Consider the following 26,188-nt stretch of genomic DNA (forward strand, 5'->3'; position numbering starts at 1 on the left):
TTTACCTCACACGTTGCAGCAGATACGTTGCCAGCTGACGTAAAAACCACGCCTCTTCACCCAATGCAGACACCGCCATAATCGCATTTGTCGCCGCTTCTTGAGCCATCGACCGTGCTTCTGCTAAGGAAAATAACGTCACATATGTCGCCTTATGATTTTTGGCATCACTACCGACCGGTTTTCCTAACATAGCTGCATCGCCGGAATAATCTAATATATCATCTGTAATTTGAAATGTCAACCCTAACTGATAGGCATATGTCCGCAAACAATCTCGAATAGCCGGTGTTGCGTCCGCCAAAATAGCCGCTATTTCAATCGCCGCTTCAAATATAATTCCTGTTTTATGGTAATGCATAAATTGTAATCCCTCTACGCCAATATGCATATTACCTTCAGCATTTAAATCATAGGCCTGTCCGCCTACCATCCCGGCGGGGCCGGCAGCACGAGCAATAACGGCCATGCATTGGCACCTTTTCGCCGCCTCAATCTGCTGCTGTGCGGCTAATAATTCAAACGCAAACGTAAGCAACCCATCGCCAGCCAAAATAGCCATACCTTCACCAAACATCACATGATTCGTTGGTTTCCCCCGCCGTAACGCATCATCATCCATCGCCGGCAAATCATCATGAATCAGCGAATACGTATGTATGCATTCTAACGCACAAGCCACATCCAGATACGGTGCCGCTGTTTTACCCAACGCTTCTACCGTAGCCAGTAACAACGTTGGTCGCACCCGTTTGCCCCCGGCGAGTAAACTATAATTCATCGCTTCATATAACGATGCAAACCCTTTATCCTCCGTATGTAACAAGGTTTGTAACCGTGCTTCCACCAACTGTTTTTGCTTTTTTAGATACGCCTCACATGTCGTCATCGCTTGACTCCTGTGCCGAAATCCCTTGCACCTCGGCCAATGCCTGTACGCGTTGGCGTGCATGTTCCAATGCCTGGGAGCAAGCAGCACCCATTTTCATTGCTTTTTCATATACTTCTAACGATTCCATCAACGTCAAATCTTTGCTTTCCAAGGTTTTGACTAAGGATTCTAACGCTTCATAATTCGCTTCAAAATCGGTTAATTGTTTACTGCCCCTTATCATACGGTTTCACTCCTTTTACTACTGTTTGAATTTGCCCATCAACCAGTTGAATGTCTAACAAATCGCCAACGGATACCTCCGCTATTCGTTTTACCCGTTGCCGCCTGCAACACACTTGGCCATACCCCTTGGCAGCTAACCGTGCCGGATTATCTCCATTAAGCCGTGCCATAAGTGTTTCCAATTGCCCTTGTTTCTGTTCATAAATGTAGGCTAACCGCTGTGTCATCAGACGCAACTGTGCCTCTACCTGTTCCTGACGTAACGACAATACGGTCTTATATTGTTCAGGACGCACGGACAGCAGCGTCCGTTCTACCTTATGCATATAATCATCTATATACACCTGTATACGCTTCGTTGCCACATCCATCATTTGAGCAATCGTCATTTCTATATCCGTAATGGACGGAAAAGCCAACTCGGCAGCATGCGTAGGTGTCGCCGCCCGTACATCCGCCGCATAATCCACTAACGTAGTATCCGTTTCATGGCCAATCGCCGTAATAATAGGTACCTTTGTCTGAAATACGGCACGCACGACCTGTTCATCATTAAAGCACCATAAATCTTCTAACGAACCGCCGCCACGAGCTAAAATCAATATATCCAACCGTTCATTATTACCTGCTTCATGTAAGGCCTGCACAATTTCCGGAATAGCCGCCTCGCCTTGCACCGGAATAGGATACAAACAAATGTCAATATACGGATTTCGCTCTGCCGCAATCTTATGAATATCATGTAACACCGCCCCTGTTTTTGACGTTAATACCCCTACACGCCAAGGAAAACGGGGTAACATTTTTTTATGGGCTTCATCAAAAAGCCCTTCTGCGGCAAGTGCTTTTTTACGTGCTTCCAATTGCTGTTGTAGCGTGCCTATGCCTTGAGAAAAAAGTCGTTCAATAATAAACGATACAGAACCTCCTTTTTCATATACATTTAACGATCCTACAACAACTACTTGATCGCCCTCTTTGACGGCATCCATCATAGCTCCTACACGACCTCTAAAAAAAATGGCCCGTATGGAACATTGTTCATCATGTAAAGACATGTAATAATGTCCGGCCGAAGCTCGTTGCAAGCCTAAAATATTGCCTACCATCGCAATATTTCGCAGCGTATAATCACCTTCTACATTATGCTTTAAACGGCGAACTACCGCCGTAACGGATTCACACTCCATATTAGCCTCTTTCTTGCCAGGCCGCCCAAAAAGCGGCACCCGCACTATTATCAGAACTATATCCGGGAGGTGCTAAGACAAGTTGAATGCCTCTTTGTTGACAAAAGGCTTCCATCTGGCTGCGAATATACCTATTCGACATGACCCCTCCTACGGCAACTAAACGCGTCATCCCCTGTGCAAGTGCCGTTTCTAATAAGCGAACAAGCCCATTCCATACCGTCACCAGCGTCCACTTACAATAATATGCATGCGGATGCCTTCCTTTTTTTATCTCTCTTTGCACCTGCGATTCCGGTCCAGAAAAACTAATATACCCATCCTTAAAAAACACGACATCCCCTTTTACTGCTTCTCGTTCAGCTAGTGCCTCTTGCTCCACATGCACACCCGCAGGAAAGGAAAAGCCTAAGGCTACGCCGATGCGATCAATAAATTGGCCCGCACTCACATCACTCGTACCGCCGATACAAGTTGCCTGCCACACCGCAGACTGCCGTAAGAAGCGAATTAACTCGGTCGTTCCTCCCGATACGTGCAACGCAAAAAACGGCTCTTCCCATACCTCCCCTAACGAACGCATAGCTGCTAACACATGATTTTCTTGGTGACTAATCGTATATAAGGGTATCCCCAATAAAGCAGATAAAGAACGGCCATAGCCCAATCCGGCTAAAAAAGCCGGCATATACGAATGTTCATTACGCCTCGGCTGATTCGTCACGCCTATGCCCGCAACCGCATATTGTTTAAACAACGGACGCAATCGTTCAAATAATTCAGGCAGATTACGCGTATGTTGATAAACCATATTCGATTGTGACAAACCACGCTTACCGACCGGCACTTGCAACACTTTACGGACATCTGCTAACACCCGAAACTTCGCATCTACCAAACAAAGGGAAGTCGTATAACAACTCGTATCAATTCCTATAAATGCTTTCATCGTGTTCTCTTCCTGTAAAAAGTTCCTAACATCCCATTAATAAACCGAGCCGCTTTTTCACCGCAAAACTCTTTTGCCAGCATAACCGCTTCATTCAAGATGACCGCTGCAGGGATTTCTTCTGTATTATACACCAATTCCGCTAAGGCTAACCGCATGATATTTTTTTCCGTATAATTAAATCGCGTAATATCCCAATCGATAGCCAATTCAGAAATAATCGCATCTAATTCCGCTTTATGGTCAGTCACCGTCTGCACTAACTGCGTAACATAGGATGCGAGCGGCGCTGTTTGCTCACTCCCCTCTGCGACAACATCATCCAATATTTCTCGCTCTGCAAACTGCACATCTCCCGGCAAGTGAAATTCCCGCGAATATAAAATTTTTAACGCTTCCTGTCGCTCTTTATGTCTACTCACGCTACCTATTATCCCCTTTCACCGTCGCCATCACCGCTTGTCACCGGATGGTCAAAATCAATGCCCTGTACATCAATATGCACCGCGCTTACCTGATACGCCGTCATCTGTTCCACCTCGTGTTTCACCTTTTGTTGTACTGCTAAAGCCACATCAGGTATACGACAACCATAACAAATAACCAGCCGTAACGTAATCTCCACTTCCTGCTCATGTATCATTATCTCTACACCATACGCGGGCTTATGGCGTCCCATTTTAAGGGCTGCCGTTTCCGCAAACGTTGCCTCTAAATCAGCTACCCCCGTAACGGTTCGTGCCGCCTTAGCCGCCAGCAAGGAAATCGCTCGCTGCGAAATATGAACATCTCCCCACTTAGCCGTTATTTCCTTATCCATACCTATCTCCCTTAAATTCACAAAAAGCGATGATACACTCATCGCTTTTTAAAACCGCTGTATTATGCTCTACCCATATATTCGCCCGTACGCGTATCAATTTGAAGTACTTCCCCTTCATTAATAAAGAGCGGCACTTTAACCACATACCCTGTTTCTAACTTCGCCGGCTTACTGCCACCTGTTGCCGTATCACCGCGTACGCCCGGATCCGTTTCAATAACCTTTAAAGCCACAGCAGCCGGTAAATCGATGCCAATAACCTTCCCTTTGAACATCATCACGGATACAGTCATATCTTCTTTTAGAAAATTAATTGCCGTACCAAGATTTTCCTTATTCAATTCAATTTGATCATACGTTTCATTGTCCATGAAACAGTACATGCCGTCATTTTCATATAAATACTGCATTTGTCTACGATCAACATGTCCATCTTGCACTTTTTCACCGGCATTCCAAGTTCTTTCTACAACGGCGCCCGTTTCCAAATTTTTAATTTTCGCCCGAACAAAGGCTGCTCCCTTGCCCGGTTTTACGTGTTGAAATTCAACAACCTGCCATACTTGACCATCAATTTCAATCGTAACGCCTGGTCGAAAATCATTACTTGTAATCATCCTTAAAATTCCTCCTAAACCAGTTCCATCAATTCTTTTGATGTCTGTGTTAATAATTCACAGCCTGTCGCTGTAATGGCAAGGGAATCCTCAATACGGACACCATATTTGCCTTCTATGTATAATCCCGGTTCTACCGTAACTATCATATTTTCTTTTAATGTTTCCGTAGACCGCGGGGATAATACCGGTGCTTCATGAATTTCTAACCCTGTTCCATGTCCTAACGAATGCGTAAAATACCTTTCTACCCCATGTTGTGCAAAAAACGCTCGTACTTGTGCATCTATATCCCGACAAGAGGCCCCCACATGAAGTAACGACACGCCCAGGCGTTGCCCTTCCTGTACCAACGCATACCATTCCTTTTGTTCCGTTGAAGCACGCCCCATAACAAGCGTACGCGTCATATCAGAATGATAGCCATGGCACACGGCACCGAAATCGAACGTCACAAAATCGCCCACTTCAATCACTTTATCCGTAGCTGTACCATGAGGCATAGCCGAACGGGTACCTGATGCCACAATTGTCGTAAACGATTTTTCTTCTGAACCCAACAACAGCATCTTACTTTCTAACATCGTTGCCACTTCACGCTCCGTCATACCTGCGTGAAGTTCCGCTACCGTTTGGGCAAACGCCTTATCGGCAATAGCACACGCACGGCGTGTATAGGCGATTTCAGCCCGTTGTTTAACGGCTCGCAAGGACACCACATCAGCAGGAACAAAGGAACTTGTCGTTTCTTGTGCTAAGGCTTCATACATAAAATACGTAAGCCCCTGTGGTTCATATGCCACGGTCGCCACCTGTTCAGCCGTCAACGTCCGGGCAATACAAGATGCCAATTTTCCTTGATGATTTTTAATTTCATATAACAAGCCGGCTTGTTGGGCCGCTTGCTCTAAATAGCGTGCATCCGTCCATAATTCCGCTCGTGTTGCCGTAACGACAAGTGCGCCTTCGCCACCCGTAAACCCACTAAAATAAAGGATATTTTCCGGTTGCAACAACAACACAGCCGTAGCTTGAATGGACTGCATATACGCTCGTAATCGCGTTACATTTTCTTGTACCATTTATGATTCTCCTACATCTACTGTACATCTTATCATACCATATTGAAACTATTTTGAATAGAATTATTTACATACAAAAGGTAACTCTCTTTCTTCTGCTGTTAATTTTCTCCATGCACCCATAGGCAAGGTATCATCTAGTACTAATCCCCCAATAGCACGGCGATGCAAGTGACACACCCTAAGCCCTACGGCTGCACACATCCGTTTTATCTGATGATACTGCCCCTCATAAATGGTGATGTCTAAGACATTCGCTTCCCGTATCTGAACCTGTGCGGGCTGACAAACCGTGCCATCACGCAACACCAAGCCGGTGGCAAAGCACGTTTGGATATCCGCAGGGATCTGGCCTGCAACAACGGCTTCATACTTTTTCGCCGTATGTTTTTTAGGCGACATAATACGATGGGCCCACGTCCCATCATTCGTTAATAGCAACAAGCCGGTCGTATCCTTATCCAAGCGGCCGACAGGAAACACACCGGCATGAGCATATAGCGGGGGCAATAAATCCACGACGGTTTTTTCCTTTTCGTCACGCCTAGCCGATATAACGTCCTTCGGCTTATGCAACAGGAGATAATAATGGGCTTCATACGAAAGTACTTTCCCCTGCACGCGAATATCAACCGCTTCGGGCTGCACGAGCAAGCTACTATCCCTGCAAACCACGCCATCCACCGTTACATTCCCCTGTTTACAAAACGCCTTTATGTCTTTGCGACTACCATATCCACTATGACTTAATATCTTATCTAACCGCATTGATTTTTTCATCTTCCCACCTATAATCTATTCGTATTCGTCCAATTCGTTTGACACCCCGTAGTGCCTTCTAAATGAGCAATACCATTAATCAATGTCGCCACATTCCGCTGACCATAATACTCAATGATATTATACGCCGTATTATACTGTTGAAACCGCCAAATACGTGACATTTCCAAATCAAGTAAGCCAAACAACATACACCGAATAGAAGCTCCATGCGAAGCAATCATCACCTGATCGCCATCATGATGTTGCTGCATAAGCTCATGAATTTTCGCTACCGTCCGTTCCTTGACATCACAAAAAGATTCGCCGCCCGTGGCACGCTGCGTACCATGAGAGCGATAAAAGGCATCAATTTCACCGGGCCACAACTGCTGAATTTCTTCGTATGTATGCCCTTCCCATGCACCAAAATTAATTTCGCTTAATTCCGCATACGGTTGTACCTTAAGACCATGCGGTGCCGCAACAATCTCCGCCGTTTCTTTGGCCCGCGAAAGGGTACTACTATAAATCGCCGTAAAGGGAATCGACGCAAAATAATGACTCAAGGCCTTTGCTTGTGCTCGCCCTCGCTCATTTAAGGGGATATCCGTTGTTCCTTGATACCATCTATTCACATTGCCATCCGTCTCACCATGACGAACTAAATATAACCTAATCATCCTACATTCCTCCCATATATATGATTACCCTATGCCTACTTGTGGTAAGACTACAGCCAACCCCAACAAAAGCATTTCTATTAACTCCACCACGGCACCATACGTATCGCCCGTAAGGCCACCTAAGAGCGACGTAATATATCGATTCACCACTAAGGAAATGCATATAGAAAACCCAAGTAAAACCAAATAAAACATGCCCCCCACCACACAGGGAAGAAGTGCCAACACAATAGCCCCCCCTAACGTATATGCCGGTGCATAGGTTTTAAAAATCTGCCCCAACCCCGTTTTACGTGCATAGGGAAAACAAGAAACGCCCGTAACCGTGGCCAGCCGTGCGGCTGCGGGAACCCCCACCAAGACGCTACTCATAAGCCGCGGTGACACATTCGCCAAAAAGCACACCTTCAACAATACGAGAAAAACAAAGGCCATCACGCTATTTGCCCCGACATGACTATCTTTTAAAATAGCAAGCATCGTCTGCCTATCCCGTCCTGAGAAGATGCCGTCCGCCGTATCCATATAGCCATCCGCATGAATGCCCCCTGTAAGAAAAAGCCACGTTCCCGTCACGATAATAGCTACATAAAACGAATCCAGCCACTGTATCCATACGGCATACCAGCCCCACAACAGCAAGCCGAGAACCATCCCGACAAGCGGAAAAAAGACAAGACAACGCCCAAAGCGTTCATTCGTCCATATGACGCCCTTCGTAACGGGAATCCGCGTTAAAAATTGCAATGCTACTAAAAATGCTATCATAAAGACTCCTTAAGAACCACTTGCTGCTGCTTAATTTCCATGGTAATCCCACTAACCGAAAAGTACACCGACTGTGCCTGCTGTGCCAAATACTGATTTACCTTCCCGGCTATATCTCGATATAACCGCGTCATCGCATCAGCCGGTACAATCCCGCTCCCTAATTCATTGGTCACCATAATCAGCGACTTATGATCATACGAAAAAAAATCAGCTAGCAACTGTTTTATATCTGCTAAAATATACGTTTCAAGCTCATCATCAGGATGCGTCCCCCAAACATTTGCCAAATACAAGGTAATACAATCCACCAACACAACATCAGCCGTTTGCCATAATAGCCGTACCGTCGGTGCTAACCACGATGTCGTCTCCACGGTCTGCCAGGCAGCCGATCGCCGCTTAACATGCAAGGCCACTCGTTGTTGCATTTCCTCATCATCTACGCGTGCCGTTGCTACATATACATGCCTGCCTGGCAGGGTCATCGCCAAGCGTTCGGCAAACTCGCTTTTACCGCTCCTCGTACCGCCCGTACATAAAAAAAAAGATGATTTCATACGACTCCTTTCTCTCTTCTACCGTCAAAAAACGTTTCCTCTTCGATAAAAAAGAGGAAACGCTTACATACCACTTATTTCTTTATTTCTCCATACAAATGATTGGCTTCCGGTAAAATAATCTGTTCCATGCCTATTTTAATTAAACTGGGCAACCCCGGTAAGGCAAATACCAAACATTGATGAATTAACCCTGCTACCGAACGATACGCTAAGGCCTCCACTCCGCACGAGCGGCGATACGCAAAGAAAAGCAACATCTCTGCAAAGCCGGGAATCGTCTTTTCCATCATCGGCGTAAGCGTTTCCAAGGTCACATCCCGTTCAGCCAAGCCTGTTCCACCACTAGTAATAACCATATCTACACTGCATACCCATTCATGAATATGTCGTGTAATGGCATCACGATCATCCTTAACAATAGCATAATCCACGACATGATGCCCATAATTCGTAAGGGCTGACTGAATCATTAAACCATTGGTATCATCAGAAAACGTACGACTATTACTAATCGTCAATATGGCCGTACGTAACGGTCGTTCTCCCTTCCGTTCCAGCAATTCACTCCCTCCTTTATTCCGTTGCAACTAAGTGTCTTTTTTTTATTATACCATTGATACGGCGTAAAGAAAATGTCTTTTTTATGGCAAGATACATTTATCAAAAAAATATCCCCGTCCTTATTCCTGCACAATACCCCCACAAAAGCATGGTCCCTACGCTATATTCTTACGGTATGCATGTACCTGAACCGAAAAAAAGGGTAACCCTATGTCCTCCATGCAAGGGATAAGCCATATAAAATACACAAGGGATAAGCCATAAAAAATACGGCGTAATCAGTATCATTACTAATTACGCCGTATATCGGGTGAAATTATATTCCTATATAAAAGCACTTACAAATGTGCTTTCCAGTCCTTATTAGAACGAGAAGTTCAACGAAACTGTCGTATATTCTGCCGGTGATTCAACCGTCGTCGTTGTACCGCCATCTTTCTTTTCGCCCGAAACCTTTTTATTGATGTACTTCGAGCCTAATGTTTGAGCTGCTTTTAAAACAACATTCTTAGAAAGGGTGTAATCTACCCCAATGCCCCAAGATTTAACATTTTCCGTATCTGCACGCCATGATGCGGAAGAGTTTCCTACCATTGCACCATCTTCAGCGTGGAGATATTCTACCCATGCATCCCAGCTACCAGCTTTTTCTTGATCTACATCATTAAATTTGAGTTGACCAACCCATACAGCCGGGGATTCTTTTTGACCAGCTTTTTTAGCTGCATCTTTAGCCGTTTTGGTCTGGTTAACCTGTTCGTAATTAACCATAGCACTTACATTGCCGCCTACTTTAGCTGTAGCATAAGCACCCCATAAAGATTCGGCTTTTAAGTCATCAAGTTTATTGAAGCTATTATAATATACGCCGGCTGCGGCACCATCACCGAAGAATCCTTCTACTTCACCAAAACCAGTTTTTACTTTCGGGTTCGAAGTAACTAATTTACCATAACCTGCCGTAATAGCGAACTGATCATTTTGCTGTTTAACGATAGCACCGTCTAAAACGTCACCATATTGATAGCCGTAGGCATTACCCATGGTATATCCATCAATACGACCAATTTGTAAATTCAAGCTATCCGTAGGTGCATATTCGATATTTGCATTGTTAACAAAGGCATGCAATTCATCTGCTTTAGCCGTGCTGTCAAATCCCTGATCATCCGTAAATACACCGAAATGCACGGTTGTTTTATCATTGACTGCGGCATCTGCATTTAAATGTACATTGTAATCCCAGGATGCATCACCGGATTTTTGAGCTTCAGCTTTTTTCTTGGTAGCAGCGCCATCAGCAACAAATTCGCCATCTTTTGCTCCCTTTTTCCATTTCTGTGCTACACTTTCTTCTCCGGCTTGATGACGGAAACGAACCCGTGCATCACCCGAAAGTTTTACCGTGCCTACACGAGATTCCAAATCGGAAACACGCACGCCCAAATTATTCAATTCGCTTGCAAATTCTTGTGCTAAACGATTGATAACAGCACGTTGTTGTGCATTTGCACGATTCGCATGTGCCAACGCTTTAGCCGTGATTTCAGCTGCTTCATAACGAGTAATGTTACGATTACCTTCAAAATGTTTGCCATCTACACCCTGGATAATACCGGAGTTAGCAATAGAAACAACAGACTGATAAGCCCAGCTATCAGCAGGAACATCAACAAACGGGTTAGCTGCAAAAGCACATGTAGCACCAACAGCCATCGTAGCTACTAACGCAGCTAATACTTTGTTTTTCTTCATGACAATCAACCTCTTTTCATAAAATAGTTGATGTTGTCCTTGCTTTCCCATGAAGTTCATTGGCGAGTATTCCTTGTTTCCTCTCTTTTACTATTCAGGGTCTACCGACAACATCATACTGTATCACTTTAGTGATACAGTCATTATAACACACTTTACTATATTGTCAAACTTTTTGAATGTTATTTTCATTAACATGCGTCCTTTTCTGTTTTCTCATTACTTTTAGGTTGCGGTAAATCACTGCTTTCTCGTATCCCTTCCTAAAAAAGAGTCTTCCAAAATAGAAAAAAAATTCATTTATATTACCCTATTGCTCGTTAGTAATTCCCAAACATGCTGTATAAATACTATACTTTTATTATAAATAGCCCTTTTATCATTTTCTTTACACAAAAAAAGCACAGCCGACAAAAGATTGCCTGCTGTGCTCTTTTTGTAGGTTTCGCAATCGAAATGGTAAAGGAGAGGGGTCCTATGGGGTAGTGCCATTTCATCATTACGAAACACTATTATCATTACGGGGATAATGATAATTACAGATATAGTATATCCCATCCCTATTACCAATTCTACTCCAAACAGTCACAAAATAATCCATTTAGACATTTATTTTTATTTTATTTCTTTTGTCTTATTCCTGAAATTTTTTTCTATACTCTTTCGGCAACATGCCCGTTCCTTTTTTAAAGGCCACAGCAAATTTACTGCTATTTTCATATCCCACATGATTGGCAATAGCCAAAATGCTCTCATCACTTAATTGTAACTTCCGCTTGGCTACGGCAATACGAAAATCCTTAATATATTGCCCAATCGTACTACCATACACACTTTTAAAACACCGTTTTAGCGTTGTAGGTGCAATACCATATTTTTCCGATAACCGTTCAATCGTCACGCGTTCTTTCATCCGCGAAGTTAATTCCTCATGCACGGCTTTTACTACATCAACCTGACGTTTTGTCAAATACGTGCGTTGTGTTTCCTGTTCCGGTTTAAGCGTACCCAAAAAGAGCAAGATTTCTAACACCTTTAACCGCGTATAGCGAAAGCGAATCGACTCAGGCACATGATACAATTCATAAAACAAGTGTTTCATATTCGGATTTTCGTCCAACAACAGGCCAAACGATGAATGCCCACAAAAGCGATTGCACAACGCGCTCAACTCCAACGCGGGATCATCCAATAATTGACGAATCGTCGCTTCTGCTTTTCCCACATCTATCTTTAACGATAACCCGCGATAAAAAGAAGAGGGAAAATACGATGTATGGCAATACTCGCCATGATCACGCCAACTAATCGACATATCCCCACGACTCATATACAAATACTCGCCATTATTGAATTGGCACTCGACCCGCCCGTCCTCGCAATGATTAATAGCAAAAACATTGGGTAATGGCGGTCCCCCAAACGAAAACGACTCAATATGTGCGTCAATATACATCACATCTACCCCGGGAAATACGGGACAACGCGTAAGCGTCACTTCGCCTTCCTTATTTTTAAAAGAAACAATCGTTCGTTCCTTAGTCGATTCAATAACTTTCATGTCCCCCATACCATTTACATGCATTTTTTTTTCGCAATCTGTCATATTGGCCCCTCCCGTTAGGTTTTACCGCTACTACCTTCTTTCCTCTTGCTACTAAGCAAACACATATATCTGACTAGGTGCTTTATGTTCTTTCATAAAGCCGCCCCACAAAAAGCGTGCTTTATGCGGTGTAATTTCAATAACATGCAACATGACGGCCATCTTGTTTAATTTTTCCAACGTAAGCCCACGTGCCGCCGCAATACCGGCATATTCCTCATCATCCGGTTCGATGAACCGTGCTGTGCCGTCTATTTGCAAACCACCAATCGTTTGAAAATCCGTAAACGGATCAAATATGGACACACTCGCATAACGATTACGATACAAATACGCAAACTTTCTACCGCCTTCACTAAACATATACAACTTACCCTGATGATAAATATATTCAATAGGCGTAGAATGTACATTTTCACCCCAGCCCGTCGCTAACGCACACGTATTATGGGCCTGTAAAAACGTTTCCATCGCCTGTAATACATCGGGATCATTTTTATGCGGCAGCTTAATCGCTCTCGTCATCCCTTCAGCAGCAACAATCGCTTCCTGTTCCAACACCGTTTTATCAACAAAGGCCGTAAAGGAAAAATCGCCTAAATTAGGAATATTCATCATATATTCAGCATGACTTCCTACTACTACCAACCCCAACCATTTTGGATGATCTTCCGGCATCGCATAGGTTGCTAACGCAGCCACTTCATTTTCTTCCAGCACGAATACCAACCGTCCGTACGACTTCATATTCACCGTAGCTGCTAAGGGTGCATACCGTCCCATGCATACAATACTGCTCATCATACATGCCACCCGCTTAGCATCTTCTCCTTTATACAAAAATAATGAATTTGCCATATTATCGCCCCCATATTAGTTACATAATAAAACGTATCATATTTATTATGAAGACATCGATAGAAATTGTCAATAAAAAAACATCAGCACGAAACATATTTCCCCACATTCCCTTCCCCCGGACAAGACAACTACCTCCCCCTTTCCCGTTATGCGGCCTTGTGCAAAAGCATGATCCCTATTTCATCATAAAAGACCTCCTCGCGCCTAAAAAAGGAGGCCTCTTATGCTACCGTTTTTCCTTATACACACATCACCGGGAAACGTAGATTGACAAGTTTAACGCTACGTGTTATTTTTTCCATTCCCTACGCAGTTCCTCCAGCAACCGATGAACAATACGGCTAGCTTTTTTGGCAGTGATGTTATATTTTTTCCCTAAATCTCGAAATGTATAAGATCTATGTAGATAATCACGAATAATGTCTTTTTCCATAGGAGTTTTATCTTTGATCACTTCTTCAATAAAGTATACTAATTGAGCATACGCAATATCATCAACCGGACAAACGAAATATTGCACTTCTTGTTGCTCTCCTTTACGTAATTGCATCCGCATAAGGAGGGTACGCCGTATCTCTCGGCGAACGGCATTACTCATTTTACTAAAGAAATAATAAACAGCTTTCACGTCACTGGCTAAATCGTATTCTTTCGCCCCCTCAAAAACAGCGATAGTACAAATACTTTGGATCTCATCTTGTTCCAAAATATCACGATGTTGCCTGGTTAGCTTCCACATGAAAGGTTGAAACATCTCAATTAATGTACCCACGTTGCGCATATCACCTTGTTGCATTTCTCGTATATAGTGCCTTATTGTGTCCATTGATCTAACCTCCTTAAAATGAGGGGTGCCGCCAGGATATAACGGCACCGCCATATTCTTTTGTTAGGCTATCGGTTCTACTGTACGACGTACCATGATCGCCTCTTTTAAGGTCATTAAGTCATGCCCGTCTACGGCAAAAATCTTCGCTTCTAACAGCGTTTTTACGCCTTCTTCTACAGCTTGTTTCGTTAAATCATTTTTCGGTTTTTTTAACGAATAGCGTACGCATTTGCCTGTTTCTGTTGCCAACGCAATTTGTAGGGTACTAGTAATTTTATTCATCTACTCCACCTCCTTTCTTCATGACACCACCTGCTGACACGTTATTAGCTTAGCCTTCAATTTTCGTGTCCACGATTTCATGCACTTCTGTCACATCACCTTCTTGCCATGCACCCACAGCCTTGCCTACGGCATAAATTTGCTGTGGATTAGCATCGCTTTTCAGCTTCGCCATCGTAAACGAATGGTTTTTACCATTAGCTACCATGCACACTTTCATTTTTGCAGTTACGCTTTTTTGTTCTGACATATATTTCACCTCCTTTAGCCCTTTTGTGCGTGATTCGTTAGGGTCGGATATTGCATGATCCCTGTGGCAATAGCTTTGGCACAGGCATCTTCTTTCCCTGTATACATACGCACATCAGCATTATTATCAATAAAACACGGTTCAACTAAGACGGCCGGCATGATCGTTTGTCGGAGAACGAACAGCTCCATTCGTTCCTTAATCCCCCGATTAGGCAAGGGCAATACAGCGTGTATATGGGAAAGAATGATATGACCTAAAAGTACACTAGGCGGTGTATTGCTCACGAATACCTCTGTCCCACTGGAACGCGTATTAAATGCATTAAAATGCAAGGATACAAAGAGATCTGCCCCGCTTTTGTTGGCGTGTTCACAAACCTCATAAAGATTGTCTTGTTGTTCCATTTCGACTGTCACTTGTTGCTCTTCCAGATAGCGTTTGACACGAATACCCAAGTCGTATGCCCAATCGCATTCCCGTAATTTAAGCGTACGATTGATGGCCCCTGAATCAAGCTTGCGATCGTGTCCCGGATTAAGAAATACTTTCATCGTTTTGCTCCTTTCGCGTAGTTGTTCCGTCTTGCTGGACGGACATTTGTACGGCTGCCTCTTGCCCACCAAGGGCAATACCTACGAGGGATGTATCGCCCTCGCCGGTCTGCCGTCGAGCCTGCGGAGAAATAGCATAGCGGTCAAAGATAAAGCGTATAACATACACCATGATCTCTCCTACAGGACTCCTTAAGAATTGAATTATTTTGTTCATCCTGTCTCCTTTCTTTTTATCGTTGATGCCGCCCATAAAGGGGTAGCACTAATAAACGTTTCTAACCGTTCGTCACCTCGCCGCATCCGTGTAAACCAACGGCTTTTTTTCTGCACTTCCTTACAGTATGCTTGATAAGCATGATGAATTTCAATGCCATACGTACTTCGCTCCTCCTCCGTAATGTCATCCACACAGCGTTTGATGTAATCTGCTTCCGTAAAGGGCATGTATATACGCGGTTTGGGTGACGTTTGCTGCGGCGTCGGTATGGATTCCGGTACGAGGGTAAAGTTCTCTGCCAAGGTTTGACGACAAGCCGCCAACATCGTTTTTACTTCCGCTTTCGCTTGCGTAAAGGGATAGGTATCACGCGGCGACATCTTGCGTAGGGCCGTCTTTGTCGGTGCTGCCGCTTTGGTAGCAGCAGTAGCCCCGGTTACCACTTTGGTAGCAGCTGCTGCGGGTGGTGTCACCGGCGTTTTCGCTGCTGCGGGTGGTATCGCCTGCGGACTGCCCACAGCACGTGACCGCGACACATCCCGTTTGCTCACGGTTACGCCTTGAATTTCGTCCCAAACCAACAACGTGATAACCCCATTTTCATCACGACTAATCAATTCCAACGACTCAAACAATGCTAATGCTTCCATGATGAAAGCCGTTTTTTTACGCAATCGCATGGCAAAGGTTTTCATCGCTACGGGTACACTACCCGTCACGCTGATTCTACCGTGATCATTTACTTTACCTGCGAGAGCCCGTAAGTAGATCCAAAAAGTAAACAACTCGGCACCTCGTTTTTGTTCTAACATATACATCATGCGTGGATCATCCATGATTCCGATATCGATTTTTAACCATTGCAGTCGTTGCATTTTCGCTCGCTCCTTTGGGTTTACGTGGTTGGGAAATTTACCCTTCTACTATTTATTACCATCGAGCGAGGAAAAAGGGACACTTTTTTTGAAATTACATAAATTTTCTTTTTCTCTTTAATTTTATACGGTATTTTCTATAAAATATTAATTTTTATATGATAATTTATCATAGAACAAAAGATATTATCCTTCTGCTTTATGTTTCTACTTTCTTTAGGGGTATTTTTTTATCATGCTTAGTTAATTTAATTTATTGGTTGAAAAGATTAAATTTTTATTAATTTATTTTATTTTTTCTTTTTATCTTTTCTTCTTCTTTTCTTATCTCTTCTTATCTCTTCTTATATAAGAGATAAAAAAAAGAAATGGCTTACCTAGGGGATTTATGCCTAAGCAAACAAGCATACTGTGGGACGCTGACACACGCATGACACGCTGCGGACATAAGATATACATGTAGACAAGGCGTGTTCTCCCCTTGTTTTAGATGACTATATATGACAAAAAAAAAAGATAAAAAAAAAGATGTTACAACCAATGGTTGTAACATCTTTTTTTCTGGTGACCCGGTAGGGATTCGAACCCTAGACCTACTGATTCGTAGTCAGTCACTCTATCCAGCTGAGCTACCGAGTCACGTTTAGTGACTTATTTATTATACATAAATCATTATACCTTGTCAAGGAACAAAAAAAGACCCCGGCTAGAGGCCTCTTTTGTTGTATGGATATATAATGATGTTCCTTGTTTCTTATCTTTCCGTCGGTTTCATGGTGGGGAATAATAAGACGTCCCGGATGGAAGCACTATTAGTTAAGAGCATAACCAGTCGGTCGATGCCGATGCCTAACCCACCCGTAGGCGGCAAGCCGTATTCTAACGCACGACAATAGTCTTCATCCATTTGATGGGCTTCATCATCGCCGCGTTCGCGTTCTTCCATCTGTGCAAGAAAACGATTCCGTTGATCTAAGGGATCATTTAATTCGGAAAAGCCGTTAGCCAATTCCCGACCATAGACAAAGGCTTCAAAGCGATACGTAAACAAAGGATTATCCCGTTGTTGTTTCGTAAGTGGTGAAATTTCCAGGGGATGCCCCGTAATGATTGTCGGTTGAATAAGTTTTTCTTCTACATATTCTTCAAAGCAAGCGTTAATTATTTTACCCACGCCATCAAAGTCCGTATAGGGTACATGTAATTTATCGGCGATTGCCCGGGCCGTAGTGACATCCGTAATCCCCGTAAAGTCTTCACCCGTATAATGGGCAATCGCTTCGACCATGGTCATGCGATTCCATGACGGAGTCAAATCAATTTCGGTGTCCATGTAGGTGATCTTCGTAGTGCCATAAAGAGAGCGGGCCAATTCAGCTACGAGGTTTTCCGTAATGGAAATGACGTCTTCCAGATCGCCGTACGCTTGGTATAGTTCGACCGTCGTAAATTCAGGATTGTGACGAGTATCAATGCCTTCGTTACGGAAACAACGATTGAGTTCGTATACCCGTTCCAAGCCACCCACGATCAAGCGTTTTAAGTGGAGTTCCGGGGCAATTCGCAAATACATTTCCATGTCTAAGGCGTTATGATAGGTTTTAAAGGGACGGGCCGCCGCACCACCGGCAATGGTATGGAGCATGGGCGTTTCCACTTCTAAAAATTGTTTTTCTTCCAGGTAATGGCGTATGCCTTTGATAATCTTAGCCCGTTTGATAAAGGTGTCTTTCACTTCAGGATTGACGATTAAGTCGACATAGCGTTGGCGATACCGTGTTTCTTTGTCCGTCAGGCCATGAAATTTTTCCGGCAAAGGACGTAAGGCTTTCGACAAAAGGTTCCACCCTAAGACACGAATGGTCGTTTCCCCCGTATGGGTTGTAAAGACCGTCCCTTCTACGCCGATGATATCACCAATGTCCAGCAGTTTAAAGAGATCATACGATGCTTCGCCTAATATATCTTTACGGAAATAGAGTTGTATTTCCCCGCTGATATCACGCAGTACGCAAAAGGCCGTTTTCCCGTGACGGCGTAAGGCCATCAAACGACCCGCTACGCGTACGGGCGTTTCTTCTTTTTCGAGTGCTTCAGCAGCTTTTTTTACGTCTTGTGTATGATGATCCCATTCATATTTTTCACCAAATGGATAAATACCTGCATCAATAAATTGTTGCATCTTATCCCGCCGTACTTGCATTTGGTCATTTACTTTTTCTATGTCTTGTGTTGTCTGTTCTGTCTGCTTTGTATCTGCCATAGTATTCCTTCTCCCCTTATTCTTCCGGTGGTAGTATCCGATAGCACAATTCGCCAGCCGGTGCTTTTACACTCACAACGGTAGGTTGTTCCCGATCGATAACTTTACCTAAAATGGCTTTGCCTACGGGCGATTCGTTGGAAATTTTATTGTTAAAGGGGTCGGCTTCGGCTGTACCTACGACAGTGTACTCAAAGCGTTCACCCGTTTCCACATCTTCTAAGATAAGACGTGAACCCAGCCGTACTTTTGCAGTGCTGTCGTTTGATTCTTGAATGATTTTCGCCGTACGAATTTTTCCTTCCAATTCGGCAATACGCCCTTCAATGAAGGCTTGTTCGTTTTTCGCATCATCGTATTCTGAGTTTTCGCTAAGATCGCCTAAGGCAATAGCTTCTTGGATGCGTTTGGATACGGCAATACGGCGAACCGATTTTAATTCATTCAATTCATCTTTTAATTTTTGTAAGCCTTCTTGCGTAATCAATGTTTCGTAATTCATGATGGTACTCCTTTATTCAATATATTCCTTGCTATCTTATCTATAATATTTTTATCGTAAATTTAATTATAGGCAAATCACGTACCTATGTCAAACTTTTCTGCCTCTTCGAGCATTTCTTGGACGACGGAACGAAAGGCTGCCGCCGAACGAGTGCGATTAATGCGTTCGCGTAAGGCCGCGGCTCCGTGTAGACCACGAGTATACCAAGAGGCATGGGTACGCATTTCACGGATACCGATATATTCACCTTTATAGGCGAGTAACGCCTCAAAGTGAGCAAGCATTTGCTTGTATTTTTCTACGGGTGTGGGTAGCGGTTCTTCCTTGCCCGTAGAGATATAGTGATTTACTTGGGAAAAAATCCATGGATTTCCCTGTGCGGCACGGGCAATCATGACGGCGGCACAGCCGGTCTGCTCCAAGCAGGATACAGCCGTGGGTCCACTACGAATGTCGCCATTCCCGATGACGGGAATAGTCACCGCTGCAACGACATCTTTGATGACCGACCAATCGGCGGTACCGCTGTATAAGGCTTCCCGCGTGCGACCATGGACGGCCACAGCAGCCGCACCGGCGGCTTGTGCTCGTTTAGCAAGTTCGGGGGCGACAATATGCCGGGCATCCCAACCGGTACGCATTTTAACGGTGACGGGAATATGCACGGCCCCAACAACGGCTTTAATGATGGCTTCTGCCCGTGGCAGGTCGAGTAGCAGAGCAGCACCACTACCATTTTTGACTACTTTTTTCACCGGACACCCCATATTGATGTCAACAATGTCCGCACCGGCTCGCTCAACCGCTTCGGCCGCACGGGCCATAGACGTGGGATCGGAGCCGAAGATTTGCAGGGACACGGGATGTTCGTCCGCAGCGAGGGCGAGCATCTCCTGTGTGCGTTCATTGTGGTATAAAAGACCCTTATCGCTCACCATTTCGGTACAAACAAGAGCCGCACCATGTGCACGTGCAATAAGGCGATACGGTATATCGCACACCCCTGCCATCGGGGCTAAGATCACCCGTGCATCAAGGCAAACATCCCCAATCTGCAAGGGCTTAGCGATTTCGTTCATAAATAACTCTCAATCCTTCCAAGGTAAGCAACGGTTCGACAACGTCGATCGATTTGGTTGCCGGGGCAATGACAACAGCAAGACCGCCCGTGGCAACGACTTTTGCCGTAGCACCGAGTTCTTTCCGTATCCGCGAAATCAACCCATCCACTTGACCGACAAAGCCATAGAAGACACCTGCTTGCATACTCTCTACGGTGTTCCGGCAAATGACACGCGGAGTGCGTTTTATTTCAATGCGTGGCAATTTAGCCGTACGCTGCACGAGGGCTTCTGTAGATATACCGATGCCGGGGCAAATGGCACCACCGAGGTAATTGCCTTTTTTGTCGACAGCACAGAAGGTTGTAGCCGTGCCAAAGTCAATGATGATCACCGGTCCGCCGTATTTATGGTAAGCACCGACAGCATTCACAATGCGATCGGCACCGACTTCACGCGGATTATCGTATTTAATATCCATACCCGTTTTGACTCCCGGCCCGATAACAAGTGGCACCAGCCCAAAATACCGTTGGCACATCCGTTCTAACGTGGGCATCACCGGCGGTACCACCGAAGAGATGATAATCGCATCAATCGCATCCGCATTGACCCCGTTTAAGTAAAATAAATTGCGTATCAAAACCCCATATTCATCAGTCGTCCGCAAGCGTTCTGTCGAAATACGCCAATGATCTAATAATTCTTCACCTTGAAAAACACCTAATACGATATTGGTATTACCTACATCTATAACTAATAACATATAGCAAACTCCCCTATAATAAAATAACTACGTCTACTATAATAACAAAGTTTTCTGTTCTTGAATAGCTTTTGTGTACTATTTCACAATAAAAAACATAGACTTATTTATCGTAGAAAATAAGTCTATGTCACGCTTACAATTAGATTATTCGACAGAGCGAACGTGAATATCGCCGGCTAGCACGCGTTCCATTCCCGCTGATGTTTCGACTAAGAGGTTGCCACATTCGTCTAAATCAACCGCTTTACCTTGAAATACGCGGTCGATGGAGGATACTTCTACCTCTTTTCCGAGCATGCAAGAAAGGCGTTTCCATTCTTCGAGAACGGATGTAAATCCTTGTTCGGCAACGGTAAAATAAAGGCGTTCAAAGGCAACAAGTATCTCTTTTAAGAGTTCATTCCGTTTGACGTCAACATTTTCAATGGCAAAACTGGTGACAATTTTTTTGAGGTCACGCGGTATTTTTTTCTTCTGAATGCCCGTATTGATGCCAATGCCCATGACAACGTAATTAATCTGTTCCACCGATGCGTTGAGTTCGGTTAAAATGCCCACGACTTTTTTGCCGTTTACTAACACATCATTCGGCCATTTGATACCGCAGTCAATAAGGCCGGCTTTCCGCAATACTTGAGTGACTGCCACGGCCGCAAGCAACGTCAGTTTGGATACTTCCAGCGGCGATACGTGCGGTCGCAAAATGAGAGAAAACCATAGCCCTTGGGCATAGGGGGATAAAAAGGAACGGTTTAGACGACCGCGTCCTCCCGTTTGTTCTTCGGCGATAACGAGTGTTCCTTCCGGAGCACCTGCATCAGCCAATTTTTTAGCGTAGTTATTCGTTGAATCGATCCGTTCTACGTATTCAACCCGTTTACCAAAGACGGCCGTACCAGGTTGTTCCATGATTTCTTTCGGAACGATTAATTCCGGTGCTTCCCGTAAACAATAACCGCGTTTGGTATACGATTCAATGCTATAACCACGTGCTTTCAACACCCGTATATGTTTCCAAACGGCGGTCCGCGATATACCTAATGCTTCAGAAATATGTTGTCCTGATATAAATTCCCCTTGATGGGCTAATAAGTAATCTAAGATATCTTGTCTCATCGTTTCACCTCAACTCGTGCATGCAGATCCGTTCTATTATCGCAATTTATGTTCATGTTGTTAATAACCTATCATAATTCTAGCATAGATATTAATTATGTCAACATTGTTACAAAAGGGGACGATTATGTTACAAAAAAAACATTCTCCTCACGCCTCTGTAAGGAGAATGTATGATTTCTTAATTATCTACAGTGTCTTGATTATCGAAGCCGACTTCTTTACTCCGATCGGAAGGTTCTTCTTCACCGTCGGCACCGCTTGTTGTTTGAGCAACGGGTTCTTCCGTTTTAGCCGTCGGTTCCGTCAACGTTCCATAGCGAACTAAGTTATCTACTTCTTTACTGTTAATCGTTTCTTCTTCGATCAAAGCATCCGACATACGTTGCAACGTGTCACGATGGTCACGCAGCATTTGTAATACGTCTTTATATGCAGTGCTGACAATGTCATGCATTTCCTGGTCGATAAGTTCTGCTACGCCTTCTCCGTAATTTCGTTCGTGGCCTAAGTTTTTGCCCAGGAAAACTTGTTCTTGTTGTTCTCCAAAAATCATAGGTCCTAATTTTTCGCTCATGCCTAAGCGAGTAATCATTTGTCGAACGATGTTGGTTACGTTTTGTAAATCGCCGGAAGCACCACTACTGATTTCGTTGAAGTATACTTCTTCAGCCGCACGGCCACCCAAGGCAACGCGAATTTGGGCAAGATAGTACGATTTTGTTTCGTATGAACGTTCTTCTTCCGGTAACATCATCGTGTAGCCACCCGCACGTCCTCGTGGAATAATCGTTACTTTATGTACCGGATCGGCTTCCGGTAGTAAGTAAGCAATTAAGGCGTGGCCTGATTCGTGTACAGCCGTTAGCCGTTTTTCTTTTTCACTGATAATATGACTCCGCCGTTCAGGACCAAAGCAAACTTTTTCACTTGCTTCTTCCATTTCCGGCATGTTGATAATTCGTTTGTTGGAACGAGCTGCCAGCAAGGCCGCTTCGTTTAGCAGGTTGCTCAAGTCGGCACCCGTAAAACCGGGGGTCTTTTTCGCAATCGTCCGCAAATCTACGTCAGAACCTAGGGGTTTACCCTTGGCATGTACTTCCAAAATAGCTTTCCGTCCCCGTAAGTCAGGACGATCGACCGTGATTTGACGGTCAAATCTTCCCGGACGCAACAAGGCCGGATCTAAGATGTCCGGACGGTTCGTGGCCGCAATGGTGATAATGCCTTCGTTCGCACCAAAGCCATCCATTTCAACGAGTAATTGATTGAGCGTTTGTTCCCGTTCATCATGCCCACCGCCAAGACCGGCACCACGTTGCCGTCCAACCGCATCAATTTCATCAATAAAGACAATGCAAGGTGCATTTTTCTTGGCTTGTGAAAAGAGGTCACGCACACGTGAAGCCCCTACGCCCACAAACATTTCCACAAAATCGGAACCGCTAATGCTGAAAAATGGCACGGCAGCTTCGCCGGCAACGGCACGAGCCAAGAGGGTTTTCCCTGTCCCGGGAGGGCCAAATAAGAGAACCCCTTTGGGTATCTTCGCTCCAATGTCATTATATTTTTGAGGATTCCGCAAAAAGCCTACAATTTCAGCCAGTTCTTCTTTCGCTTCATCCGCACCGGCTACGTCCGCAAAGGATACTTTAATTTTTCCTTCACCATGCAGCTTAGCGTGACTTTTGCCAAAGTTCATGATACGGCCGCCCCCACCTTGGGTTTGTTGCATAATGAAGAACCATACCCCGATCAGGATAATGATCGGCAAGGCCGAACTGAGTAAGCTCATCCACCATGATGGTTGTTTGGGTGGTTTAGCGACAATGTTCACATTTGCTTCATGCAATGCCGGTAGCAAGGCAGCATCCGTTGGTGCATACGATGTAAAAGCCGTGCCGTCTTTTAATTGCCCCTCAATTTGGTGATCCGCCGTAATTTGTACGGCATCCACTTTTTTCTCTTGTATTTGATTTAAAAAATCAGTGTACGATATTTCTGTCTTATCAACATGACGCCCCATTAATGCGTTAATAATAGTAACGGCTGCTACAATAATTAATAAGTTCAAAAGTACATTACGTGCAAATTTACTCAAAATACTGCTCCTTTCGCATCGTATTTATATACACGACATTCAAATTATATGGTTTTATCTTACCACAATTCATAAGAAGCAACAACTATTTTATAAAACATCCCCATTTATCTAGGAACATTCATGTATATTTCATTTTGTATAAACCGCTTCTTTTAGAATGCCAATATACGGTAAGTTGCGATAATTGCCGGCGTAATCGAGGCCATACCCCACGACAAAGGCATCGGGGATGTCAAAGCCATTATAGTCAACGTGCACGTCTACTTGCCGCCGTGCCGGTTTGCTGAGCAGCGTTGCCAATTTCACCGAATGAGCACCGCGTTCTTGCAAGTGTTTGACAAGATGATGTAAGGTAATACCCGTGTCGATGATGTCTTCAACGATTAAAATGTCTTTGCCCGCAACGTCTGTGTCCAAGTCTTTGCGAATCACAATATTTCCCGTTGAGGTAACCCCATCGCCATAGCTGGAACAGCTCATAAAGTCAAATTGGACAGCACCGTCAATCCGTCTTGCCAAGTCGACAAAAAAGGTAACGGCCCCTTTTAAAATACCGCACAAGAGAATTTCTCTATTAGCGTAATCTCGTGAAATTTCCGCACCTAATTGGTCTACCCGTGCTTGAATTTGTTCTGCTGTAAATAATATTTCTTTAATGTCTTGATGCATCTACCGTGCCTCCTACTAATGTGATTCTACCAATGTGTTTCGTGTCATGTTGTATGGCTATTGCCGGAAACGGCGGAAAGCCGTATATCCATAGTACTTGTGAACCGTTGCATAAAAGGGGCAATTGTCCCCGTCTTGCAGCGGGTATTTTTTTTCTTGTAACCATTTTTTTAGCGTTTTTGTATACCCGTGATAACACAGGTAATCCCCCGGTTTACGATAGCGAAAAACCGCCCCGTCCGGTATCCGTGCGTAATCGATTTGCCCATCCGTACATGCGTTGCCATACAGACGGTCAATATCCAAGTGTATCCTTACCATGCCTAAGTCATAATCGCCCACACCGTCAATAGGCACACAGGCTGTATCGTCACGTAGAGGCGTGTTGCTTTGCCTCGTCAAGATGACTGCATCGTACGTGCGTACAGCTCGCCATTGACGGGTAAAAAATTGTTTCCCCGTTTCTTTCTGAAATAAAGCACGCAAGGTTTCAACGTGTGTAAAGGAAAGACCTTGTCGCTCGCCGCAAAGGGTTTCATAGGCGTACCGAAGAAGACGCCGTTGTAACGCTACGGGGCATGCAAGAAAGGGGGCTTGCTTAATGTATATATCCTCGCCTTGACGTTGTACGATATGACGAGCGGACGTTTGGACCATCGTTTGGATCCACGTTTCTTCCGCTTGAAGTATGGTTGTCATGTGACTGATGTCGGTCACGCATGCAGGATTGATCTGCTGTAATAAGGGAAGCACGTCCCACCGTAAGCGATTGCGTAAATAGGTCGTGTCCCGATTCGTTTCGTCTTCCCGTGGCTGTAAGCCTTGTTCTTGTACATACTGCATAATTTCCGTACGAGATACACCAAGCAGGGGGCGAATGATGTCGCCTGTCCGTGGTGCCATGCCACATAAGCCGGTCAAGCCGCTACCACGCAAGAAATGGTGTAGCACCGTTTCCGCTTGATCGTGTTGATGATGTGCCACGGCAATTGCCGTAGCACCTTGCCTATCTTTAGCTTCTCGCAAGAGACGATACCGTTCTTGCCGTGCCACCGTTTCTACCGATTGTTTACGTGCTTTTACCAAGGCCGGCACATCCACGCCTAACGTCATAAAAGGGCATTGCCGTTTGGCTGCTTCTGCTTGTACAAAACGCACTTCTTCATCCGCCGCAGCACGCAGATGATGATGGATATAAACCACCATCAACTGCAATGCATATATTTCACGTAGTTGGGCCAATATGTCCAGTAACACCAGTGAATCGGGGCCACCTGAACAAGCGACAATAAGTCGCTCTCCCTGCTCAAGTAAATGAAATTGCCGGCAATAAGCGAGTATTCGTTCTTTCATC

At 44.5% G+C, this 26,188-nt stretch carries 31 protein-coding genes and 1 tRNA gene; all 32 read right to left on the minus strand.

Features of this window, described 5'->3' with window-relative positions:
- Position 1: 1 nt before the first annotated feature.
- The 32 genes from HMPREF1040_RS04915 to tilS all read right to left on the minus strand — a co-directional run bounded on the left by HMPREF1040_RS04915 (position 2) and on the right by tilS (position 26,187).
- Complete coding sequence (locus HMPREF1040_RS04915; RefSeq protein WP_007392929.1) at positions 2-889, minus strand: polyprenyl synthetase family protein; 888 nt, start codon at positions 887-889, stop codon at positions 2-4.
- Entirely contained in the window at positions 876-1,115 is a 240-nt protein-coding gene (xseB, locus tag HMPREF1040_RS04920) for an exodeoxyribonuclease VII small subunit (RefSeq protein ID WP_007392903.1), read from the minus strand. Before xseB ends, HMPREF1040_RS04915 begins: the two co-directional genes overlap by 14 nt.
- Positions 1,099-2,307, minus strand: coding sequence for an exodeoxyribonuclease VII large subunit (gene xseA, locus HMPREF1040_RS04925; RefSeq protein WP_007392891.1), 1,209 nt, complete (start codon positions 2,305-2,307; stop codon positions 1,099-1,101). Before xseA ends, xseB begins: the two co-directional genes overlap by 17 nt.
- Position 2,308: 1 nt before the next feature.
- Positions 2,309-3,256, minus strand: coding sequence for a peptidase (locus HMPREF1040_RS04930; RefSeq protein ID WP_007392858.1), 948 nt, complete (start codon positions 3,254-3,256; stop codon positions 2,309-2,311).
- A complete protein-coding gene (gene nusB / locus HMPREF1040_RS04935) occupies positions 3,253-3,678 on the minus strand; it encodes a transcription antitermination factor NusB (RefSeq protein WP_007392917.1) in 426 nt (141 codons plus the stop codon). Before nusB ends, HMPREF1040_RS04930 begins: the two co-directional genes overlap by 4 nt.
- An 8-nt stretch (positions 3,679-3,686) precedes the next feature.
- The gene (locus HMPREF1040_RS04940; RefSeq protein ID WP_007392900.1) at positions 3,687-4,076 is read right to left on the minus strand and encodes an Asp23/Gls24 family envelope stress response protein; all 390 of its coding nucleotides are present in this window, start codon (positions 4,074-4,076) and stop codon (positions 3,687-3,689) included.
- A gap of 62 nt (positions 4,077-4,138) precedes the next feature.
- Positions 4,139-4,696 carry an elongation factor P gene (efp, locus tag HMPREF1040_RS04945; RefSeq protein WP_007392844.1) on the minus strand — a complete coding sequence of 186 codons (558 nt, stop codon included), beginning with the start codon at positions 4,694-4,696 and terminating at the stop codon, positions 4,139-4,141.
- Between the two features lie 14 nt (positions 4,697-4,710).
- A complete protein-coding gene (locus HMPREF1040_RS04950; protein ID WP_007392859.1) occupies positions 4,711-5,778 on the minus strand; it encodes a Xaa-Pro peptidase family protein in 1,068 nt (355 codons plus the stop codon).
- A 63-nt stretch (positions 5,779-5,841) separates the two neighbouring features.
- Positions 5,842-6,558 (minus strand): pseudouridine synthase, encoded by a 717-nt coding sequence (locus HMPREF1040_RS04955; RefSeq protein WP_007392872.1) that lies wholly within the window; start codon positions 6,556-6,558, stop codon positions 5,842-5,844.
- An 8-nt stretch (positions 6,559-6,566) separates the two neighbouring features.
- On the minus strand, positions 6,567-7,220 hold the full coding sequence (cobC, locus tag HMPREF1040_RS04960; protein ID WP_007392866.1) for an alpha-ribazole phosphatase: 654 nt from the start codon (positions 7,218-7,220) through the stop codon (positions 6,567-6,569).
- A gap of 24 nt (positions 7,221-7,244) precedes the next feature.
- The gene (gene cobS, locus HMPREF1040_RS04965; RefSeq protein ID WP_007392907.1) at positions 7,245-7,991 is read right to left on the minus strand and encodes an adenosylcobinamide-GDP ribazoletransferase; all 747 of its coding nucleotides are present in this window, start codon (positions 7,989-7,991) and stop codon (positions 7,245-7,247) included.
- Positions 7,988-8,551, minus strand: coding sequence for a bifunctional adenosylcobinamide kinase/adenosylcobinamide-phosphate guanylyltransferase (cobU, locus tag HMPREF1040_RS04970; protein WP_007392882.1), 564 nt, complete (start codon positions 8,549-8,551; stop codon positions 7,988-7,990). The genes cobS and cobU overlap by 4 nt, the downstream gene beginning before the upstream one ends.
- Positions 8,552-8,625: 74 nt before the next feature.
- Entirely contained in the window at positions 8,626-9,114 is a 489-nt protein-coding gene (locus tag HMPREF1040_RS04975; RefSeq protein WP_007392926.1) for a molybdenum cofactor biosynthesis protein B, read from the minus strand.
- Positions 9,115-9,478: 364 nt separating this feature from the next.
- Positions 9,479-10,930, minus strand: a complete 1,452-nt coding sequence (locus HMPREF1040_RS04980) for an S-layer homology domain-containing protein (RefSeq protein WP_007392824.1) — start codon at positions 10,928-10,930, stop codon at positions 9,479-9,481.
- A gap of 574 nt (positions 10,931-11,504) precedes the next feature.
- Positions 11,505-12,476, minus strand: coding sequence for an AraC family transcriptional regulator (locus tag HMPREF1040_RS04990; protein WP_007392819.1), 972 nt, complete (start codon positions 12,474-12,476; stop codon positions 11,505-11,507).
- Between the two features lie 51 nt (positions 12,477-12,527).
- The gene (locus HMPREF1040_RS04995; protein ID WP_007392816.1) at positions 12,528-13,334 is read right to left on the minus strand and encodes a pyridoxamine 5'-phosphate oxidase family protein; all 807 of its coding nucleotides are present in this window, start codon (positions 13,332-13,334) and stop codon (positions 12,528-12,530) included.
- Positions 13,335-13,626: 292 nt separating this feature from the next.
- The gene (locus tag HMPREF1040_RS05000; RefSeq protein ID WP_007392883.1) at positions 13,627-14,163 is read right to left on the minus strand and encodes a sigma-70 family RNA polymerase sigma factor; all 537 of its coding nucleotides are present in this window, start codon (positions 14,161-14,163) and stop codon (positions 13,627-13,629) included.
- A 63-nt stretch (positions 14,164-14,226) separates the two neighbouring features.
- Positions 14,227-14,448: a DUF2922 domain-containing protein gene (locus tag HMPREF1040_RS05005; RefSeq protein ID WP_007392835.1), complete on the minus strand. Its 222-nt coding sequence runs from the start codon at positions 14,446-14,448 to the stop codon at positions 14,227-14,229.
- 49 nt (positions 14,449-14,497) lie between these two features.
- Complete coding sequence (locus HMPREF1040_RS05010) at positions 14,498-14,698, minus strand: hypothetical protein (protein WP_007392814.1); 201 nt, start codon at positions 14,696-14,698, stop codon at positions 14,498-14,500.
- 14 nt (positions 14,699-14,712) lie between these two features.
- Complete coding sequence (locus tag HMPREF1040_RS05015) at positions 14,713-15,252, minus strand: N-acetylmuramoyl-L-alanine amidase (protein WP_007392897.1); 540 nt, start codon at positions 15,250-15,252, stop codon at positions 14,713-14,715.
- Complete coding sequence (locus HMPREF1040_RS05020; RefSeq protein ID WP_007392856.1) at positions 15,236-15,424, minus strand: hypothetical protein; 189 nt, start codon at positions 15,422-15,424, stop codon at positions 15,236-15,238. The genes HMPREF1040_RS05015 and HMPREF1040_RS05020 overlap by 17 nt, the downstream gene beginning before the upstream one ends.
- A 41-nt stretch (positions 15,425-15,465) precedes the next feature.
- Entirely contained in the window at positions 15,466-16,347 is an 882-nt protein-coding gene (locus HMPREF1040_RS05025; RefSeq protein WP_007392870.1) for a phage replisome organizer N-terminal domain-containing protein, read from the minus strand.
- Between the two features lie 562 nt (positions 16,348-16,909).
- Positions 16,910-16,986, minus strand: a tRNA-Arg gene (locus HMPREF1040_RS05030).
- 115 nt (positions 16,987-17,101) lie between these two features.
- Positions 17,102-18,610 (minus strand): lysine--tRNA ligase, encoded by a 1,509-nt coding sequence (gene lysS / locus HMPREF1040_RS05035; protein WP_007392888.1) that lies wholly within the window; start codon positions 18,608-18,610, stop codon positions 17,102-17,104.
- Between the two features lie 16 nt (positions 18,611-18,626).
- Positions 18,627-19,112 (minus strand): transcription elongation factor GreA, encoded by a 486-nt coding sequence (gene greA, locus HMPREF1040_RS05040; RefSeq protein ID WP_007392916.1) that lies wholly within the window; start codon positions 19,110-19,112, stop codon positions 18,627-18,629.
- Between the two features lie 77 nt (positions 19,113-19,189).
- The gene (dusB, locus tag HMPREF1040_RS05045; protein WP_007392913.1) at positions 19,190-20,194 is read right to left on the minus strand and encodes a tRNA dihydrouridine synthase DusB; all 1,005 of its coding nucleotides are present in this window, start codon (positions 20,192-20,194) and stop codon (positions 19,190-19,192) included.
- Positions 20,178-20,942: a type III pantothenate kinase gene (locus tag HMPREF1040_RS05050; RefSeq protein ID WP_007392842.1), complete on the minus strand. Its 765-nt coding sequence runs from the start codon at positions 20,940-20,942 to the stop codon at positions 20,178-20,180. The genes dusB and HMPREF1040_RS05050 overlap by 17 nt, the downstream gene beginning before the upstream one ends.
- A 147-nt stretch (positions 20,943-21,089) precedes the next feature.
- Positions 21,090-22,061, minus strand: coding sequence for a biotin--[acetyl-CoA-carboxylase] ligase (locus HMPREF1040_RS05055; protein WP_007392822.1), 972 nt, complete (start codon positions 22,059-22,061; stop codon positions 21,090-21,092).
- Positions 22,062-22,242: 181 nt separating this feature from the next.
- Positions 22,243-24,162, minus strand: coding sequence for an ATP-dependent zinc metalloprotease FtsH (gene ftsH / locus HMPREF1040_RS05060; protein WP_007392867.1), 1,920 nt, complete (start codon positions 24,160-24,162; stop codon positions 22,243-22,245).
- A gap of 132 nt (positions 24,163-24,294) precedes the next feature.
- Entirely contained in the window at positions 24,295-24,834 is a 540-nt protein-coding gene (hpt, locus tag HMPREF1040_RS05065; protein WP_007392851.1) for a hypoxanthine phosphoribosyltransferase, read from the minus strand.
- Positions 24,818-24,958: a hypothetical protein gene (locus HMPREF1040_RS08400; RefSeq protein ID WP_369688067.1), complete on the minus strand. Its 141-nt coding sequence runs from the start codon at positions 24,956-24,958 to the stop codon at positions 24,818-24,820. The genes hpt and HMPREF1040_RS08400 overlap by 17 nt, the downstream gene beginning before the upstream one ends.
- Positions 24,892-26,187: a tRNA lysidine(34) synthetase TilS gene (gene tilS / locus HMPREF1040_RS05070; RefSeq protein WP_007392910.1), complete on the minus strand. Its 1,296-nt coding sequence runs from the start codon at positions 26,185-26,187 to the stop codon at positions 24,892-24,894. The genes HMPREF1040_RS08400 and tilS overlap by 67 nt, the downstream gene beginning before the upstream one ends.
- Position 26,188: the final 1 nt, after the last annotated feature.

The sequence above is a fragment of the Megasphaera sp. UPII 135-E genome (assembly GCF_000221545.1).
GTDB classification, from domain to species: domain Bacteria; phylum Bacillota; class Negativicutes; order Veillonellales; family Megasphaeraceae; genus Megasphaera; species Megasphaera hutchinsoni.

Coding starts and splice junctions, on each gene's coding strand:
- HMPREF1040_RS04950 (WP_007392859.1), bottom strand. CDS start 5,778: ATGGTACAAGAAAATGTAACGCGATTACGAGCGTATATGCAGTCCATT.
- hpt (WP_007392851.1), bottom strand. CDS start 24,834: ATGCATCAAGACATTAAAGAAATATTATTTACAGCAGAACAAATTCAA.
- HMPREF1040_RS04930 (WP_007392858.1), bottom strand. CDS start 3,256: ATGAAAGCATTTATAGGAATTGATACGAGTTGTTATACGACTTCCCTT.
- HMPREF1040_RS05055 (WP_007392822.1), bottom strand. CDS start 22,061: ATGAGACAAGATATCTTAGATTACTTATTAGCCCATCAAGGGGAATTT.
- greA (WP_007392916.1), bottom strand. CDS start 19,112: ATGAATTACGAAACATTGATTACGCAAGAAGGCTTACAAAAATTAAAA.
- xseA (WP_007392891.1), bottom strand. CDS start 2,307: ATGGAGTGTGAATCCGTTACGGCGGTAGTTCGCCGTTTAAAGCATAAT.
- HMPREF1040_RS04990 (WP_007392819.1), bottom strand. CDS start 12,476: ATGACAGATTGCGAAAAAAAAATGCATGTAAATGGTATGGGGGACATG.
- HMPREF1040_RS04955 (WP_007392872.1), bottom strand. CDS start 6,558: ATGAAAAAATCAATGCGGTTAGATAAGATATTAAGTCATAGTGGATAT.
- cobU (WP_007392882.1), bottom strand. CDS start 8,551: ATGAAATCATCTTTTTTTTTATGTACGGGCGGTACGAGGAGCGGTAAA.
- dusB (WP_007392913.1), bottom strand. CDS start 20,194: ATGAACGAAATCGCTAAGCCCTTGCAGATTGGGGATGTTTGCCTTGAT.
- cobC (WP_007392866.1), bottom strand. CDS start 7,220: ATGATTAGGTTATATTTAGTTCGTCATGGTGAGACGGATGGCAATGTG.
- lysS (WP_007392888.1), bottom strand. CDS start 18,610: ATGGCAGATACAAAGCAGACAGAACAGACAACACAAGACATAGAAAAA.
- HMPREF1040_RS05020 (WP_007392856.1), bottom strand. CDS start 15,424: ATGGTGTATGTTATACGCTTTATCTTTGACCGCTATGCTATTTCTCCG.
- HMPREF1040_RS05005 (WP_007392835.1), bottom strand. CDS start 14,448: ATGAATAAAATTACTAGTACCCTACAAATTGCGTTGGCAACAGAAACA.
- HMPREF1040_RS04980 (WP_007392824.1), bottom strand. CDS start 10,930: ATGAACTTCATGGGAAAGCAAGGACAACATCAACTATTTTATGAAAAG.
- tilS (WP_007392910.1), bottom strand. CDS start 26,187: ATGAAAGAACGAATACTCGCTTATTGCCGGCAATTTCATTTACTTGAG.
- HMPREF1040_RS05000 (WP_007392883.1), bottom strand. CDS start 14,163: ATGGACACAATAAGGCACTATATACGAGAAATGCAACAAGGTGATATG.
- efp (WP_007392844.1), bottom strand. CDS start 4,696: ATGATTACAAGTAATGATTTTCGACCAGGCGTTACGATTGAAATTGAT.
- HMPREF1040_RS05050 (WP_007392842.1), bottom strand. CDS start 20,942: ATGTTATTAGTTATAGATGTAGGTAATACCAATATCGTATTAGGTGTT.
- HMPREF1040_RS04940 (WP_007392900.1), bottom strand. CDS start 4,076: ATGGATAAGGAAATAACGGCTAAGTGGGGAGATGTTCATATTTCGCAG.
- cobS (WP_007392907.1), bottom strand. CDS start 7,991: ATGATAGCATTTTTAGTAGCATTGCAATTTTTAACGCGGATTCCCGTT.
- HMPREF1040_RS04995 (WP_007392816.1), bottom strand. CDS start 13,334: ATGGCAAATTCATTATTTTTGTATAAAGGAGAAGATGCTAAGCGGGTG.
- HMPREF1040_RS05010 (WP_007392814.1), bottom strand. CDS start 14,698: ATGTCAGAACAAAAAAGCGTAACTGCAAAAATGAAAGTGTGCATGGTA.
- HMPREF1040_RS05015 (WP_007392897.1), bottom strand. CDS start 15,252: ATGAAAGTATTTCTTAATCCGGGACACGATCGCAAGCTTGATTCAGGG.
- xseB (WP_007392903.1), bottom strand. CDS start 1,115: ATGATAAGGGGCAGTAAACAATTAACCGATTTTGAAGCGAATTATGAA.
- HMPREF1040_RS05025 (WP_007392870.1), bottom strand. CDS start 16,347: ATGCAACGACTGCAATGGTTAAAAATCGATATCGGAATCATGGATGAT.
- HMPREF1040_RS04915 (WP_007392929.1), bottom strand. CDS start 889: ATGACGACATGTGAGGCGTATCTAAAAAAGCAAAAACAGTTGGTGGAA.